General features: G+C 69.8%; 2 protein-coding genes. Both read right to left on the bottom strand.

Features of this window, described 5'->3' with window-relative positions; translation table 11 throughout:
- Nucleotides 1-216, bottom strand: a 216-nt coding sequence (locus tag RT567_RS16635) for a Mur ligase domain-containing protein (protein ID WP_313577300.1), incomplete at its 3' end; no start/stop codon positions are given.
- Nucleotides 213-1,571, bottom strand: a 1,359-nt coding sequence (locus RT567_RS16630) for a penicillin-binding protein 2 (protein WP_313577299.1), incomplete at its 5' end; no start/stop codon positions are given. The genes RT567_RS16635 and RT567_RS16630, both read right to left, overlap by 4 nt.

The raw sequence follows: 1,571 nt of genomic DNA, 5'->3' as shown, positions 1-1,571 counted from the left end.
CGCCGCGCCCTCGGGCGTATCCGACGGCGCCAGAACAGCCGCCGCGCCTTTCGCCAGCGCCTGCGGAATGAAGGCGCGGCCGTCGGCCTGCGTTCCCGGCAAGGCGACGAACAGGGCGCCGGGCACGACCTTACGGCTGTCGGCGGTGACGGCGGTGATCTCGGGATCCGAGGCCACGTCGCGGCGCAGCAGTTCAGAAAGGCGCAGCTGGCTCATCGGCCGTCGCCCTCCACGTCCTGGAACTCGGGGATCTTTTCACCGAGCGCAGTGGACCAGCGGTCGGCCTTGCGCTCGACGCCCAGGAAGCCGGCGATGCGGGCGGCGATACGGCCCACGGCGGGCGCGGCGACATAGCCGCCGGTGCGCGGATAGACGCCCGGCTCGTCCATCAGGACGAAGACGGTGTAGCGCTTGGCGTCCACCGGCCCGTCAGCAGGGAAGACCCCGGCGAAGGAGCCGACGGCCACCGCCGGATTATAGCGGCCGTTGACCAGCTTGTTGGCCGACCCTGTCTTGCCGCCCATGCGCAGGCCCGGCGCATCGGCGAACCGGCCCGAACCGCGCGTGACGTTGCGGCGCATCAGATCGATCATGTTGGCCGAGGTTTCCGGCGAAATGACCTGATGCGTCTGGGCGTTCGGACGGCCGCCCTTGCGCAGCGTCGGCGGCACATAGCGCCCGCCGTTCACCAGCGCACCATAGGCCGACACATACTGGATCGGCGTGACCATGATGCCGTAGCCGAAGGACAGCGAAGCCAGGGTGCTGTCGTCCCACTTGCGCACCTTGGGCGGGGCGGCGGATTCCTTCAGCTCAATCGGGGCGGCGTCCAGCAGGCCCAGACGGCGGAAGTAGTCGCGCATCACATCGCCGCCCATCTCGACCGCCAGTCGCGAAGTGCCGATGTTGGACGAGTGCAGATAGACCTCCTCCAGCGTCAGCACCTTGTTGGTGGCGTGGAAGTCGGTGATGCGGCGCTTGCCGATCTGCAGCGCCTGCGAGGCGTCGAACAGGGTGTTCATGTCGGCCCGGCCGGTGTCGATCCCGGCGGCGACGGTGAAGCTCTTGAACACCGAACCCATCTCATAGTGGGCCGAGACTACGCGGTTCAGCGTGGCCTCTTCCGGCGCGGCGTTGCGGCGGTTGGCGTCGTAGGTCGGCCACGAGGCCATGGCCAGGATCTCGCCGGTCTGCACGTCGGCGACGACGGCGACGGCGCCCTTGGCCTTGTGCTCCTCGGCGGCGATGGCCAGTTCGTTCTCGACCACGCCCTGGACCCGCAGGTCGATGGACAGGGGGAAGTCCTCGCTGGCGGCGCCCGCCGCGCGGATTTCCTGGTCAAAGGCCAGCTCGGCGCCCGCCACGCCCTGGCCGCCCGTGTCCGAACGGCCGATCAGGTGCACGGCCGAGCTGCCCAGCGGATAGACGCGGCGGTCTTCCGGCTCGAACGTCACCCCGCCCAGAGCCAGGGCGTGGACCGCCCGGCGCTCGGCCGGCGTCAGGCCGTTCAGAGCGATCAGACGACGCTCGCCGCTCAGCACCCGATCCAGACGCGCGGCGGAAATGCGCGG

This window comes from Brevundimonas sp., from assembly GCF_032107865.1.
In the GTDB taxonomy this organism is placed as follows: Bacteria; Pseudomonadota; Alphaproteobacteria; order Caulobacterales; family Caulobacteraceae; genus Brevundimonas.
Note: the sequence above shows the minus strand (reverse complement) of the source record. Positions and strands in the feature narration are given on the sequence as shown.